The organism is Actinomyces sp. oral taxon 448 str. F0400, assembly GCF_000220835.1.
GTDB lineage: Bacteria > Actinomycetota > Actinomycetes > Actinomycetales > Actinomycetaceae > Actinomyces.
The window spans coordinates 1-1,913 of record NZ_GL985608.1 but is presented as its reverse complement, the minus strand read 5'-3'; the positions used below and the strand labels follow the sequence as shown (position 1 = coordinate 1,913).

The window sequence follows — 1,913 nt, the reverse complement described above, 5'->3', positions numbered from 1 at the left end:
GAGGAGCGTGCGCGCGGCACGGATCACCTGTTCGGCCTCCTGGGCCCGCTGAGCCGTCTCGGCGATGGTGGTCGGCAGGTTCGCCTCCAGCCCGCGACGTTTGTTGAACTCTTCTTCCTGGGCCGTGATCGCGGTGACGGCGTCGGTGCAGCGTTGGAGGATCTCGGTGTACATCTGGCGTTGCTGCGGCTCGGTCTCGGGGATGTCGTCGTCCAGGAGCCTGCGCAGTTCGAAGGAGCGGGCGAGGTGGTCGCGCGCGGCGTTCAGCGCCTGGGTGAAGGCGTCTGTGGCCGACAGCCCGAACTGGGCCTGGGCGTAGGACAGCTCCTCGTCGGCGGCGCGCACCGCATCGTCCGCCTTCACCAGGGCTTCGCCGGCCCTGGTGCGCAGGGTCTCCAACGGCACCTGCGGCCGGTCGGGTCCGACCTGCTCGGCTCCGGCGCTGGAGGGGGCAGCGGCATTCCGCTTCCTGTTTCTGCGTCGGCTCATCGCGTAGGCGGCCAGCCCGCCGCCGACCGCGGCCGCTGTTCCGCCGCCCGCGAGCATAGCGGCCGAGGGGCCCGATCCCCCCGATGCGGAGGACGCCCCGTCCTCGACGGCGCTCACGGCGCCGTCGTAGTCGTCCTTGCTGAGGGCGTCGTGGATCTTGTCGCGTACGGAGGAGATCGTCGAGTCGGACCATACCGGCCTGTTCCGCATACCGCCGAAGGCGAAGCTGCTGCTCCCCGACGGCGGGGTGTTGATGACCAGAAGCAGGTCGGACGCACCCAGGTGCGAGGCGTCCCACGCCTTAGCGGCGTAGTCCTGGGCGCTCGTCGAGTCATCGCTCATCGTCACCACCCACAGCCCGACGCCGTCGCCCTGCAGTGAGTCGATGACCCGCGTCGCGGCGGCGTCATCGAGGAGGTTTGCGTCGTCGGTCAGGTGGGAGGACAGGGCCGTCGGGGTCTGGGAGAACGGGCCCGTGCCGGCCGTGATGGCGGCCGGTCTCGCCGGGCCCGCGCCGGCGGCCGGGGCCGTTACGGCGGAGGCCGGCGCGAGAACGGCTCCCGTCAGGAGCAGACCGCAGGAGCCGAGGGAGAGGAGGACGTGGAGCGGGGGGAGGTGTGAGTGCATCACCTCCTAACTCTGGCGACCTCGACCCAGCCGCGGCAAGCCGGCCCGACGCCGCTCGCGGGGGAGCGGTCCCCGCCTGAGTGCACGGGTCGGCCCGGCGAGTCAGTCGAAGAGATCGAAGTCGAGGTCGGAGCCGCCCCAGCCGCCGTAGTCGTGATGGCCACCGGTCAGGCCTCCCAGGAGCAGGCCGCCCAGGACGAGGGAGCCGACGTCGAGACCGCCGCCGCGGCCGCTCCGCCCGTCCGAGCCCCACGGCCCCGCACCGCGCACATCCGCCTCGGCCAGCGCCTGAGCCTGGGCCACGAGCGGCTCGCCCTGGGTCACCTCCGCCAGCGCCGCCGACGGGTCCTTCTCCTGCACCGCCGACGCCGCCGAGGCGTGTCGGGAGGCTTCGCTCAGCGCTGTTCTGGCCGAGGGGCCCACGGCTCCGCGGTGGGTGGTGATGTAGGAGGTGACCGCTGCGATCTGGGAGTTGAGGCGAGCCAGACGCGAACCGACCGAGGCGCGCGCCCGCGAGTCGTTCTCCTCCCGGGCGCGCGCCGGCGCCAGGGCGTCGTCGATTGCGGCCTCGGCCCGGGTCAGATGGTCGAGCGCGGCCAGCGGGTCTCCGCCCGTCTCGGACGTGCAGGCGGCGCGCCCTTCGGTGATGGCGGCCTCGGCGTCGGCGACCAGCGGGGCCAGCGAGGCCTCGGGCACCTGGTCGGACAGCCGTTCGGCGTCGGTCAGGTCGGAGGAGATGGAGGCGATCGCCTTGGACAGGTCGGCTGCGGCGCGCTCCAAACGCTCGCGGGCGCTGG

At 73.0% G+C, this 1,913-nt stretch carries 1 protein-coding gene and 1 pseudogene; both read right to left on the bottom strand.

The features are described 5' to 3' along the window. Positions 1 to 1,116: TPM domain-containing protein (locus HMPREF9062_RS11920; RefSeq protein ID WP_009409874.1), on the bottom strand; the 1,116-nt coding region annotated here is incomplete at its 3' end. A gap of 102 nt (positions 1,117 to 1,218) precedes the next feature. Then, positions 1,219 to 1,913, bottom strand: a pseudogene (locus HMPREF9062_RS11915) (hypothetical protein); the annotation flags it as partial.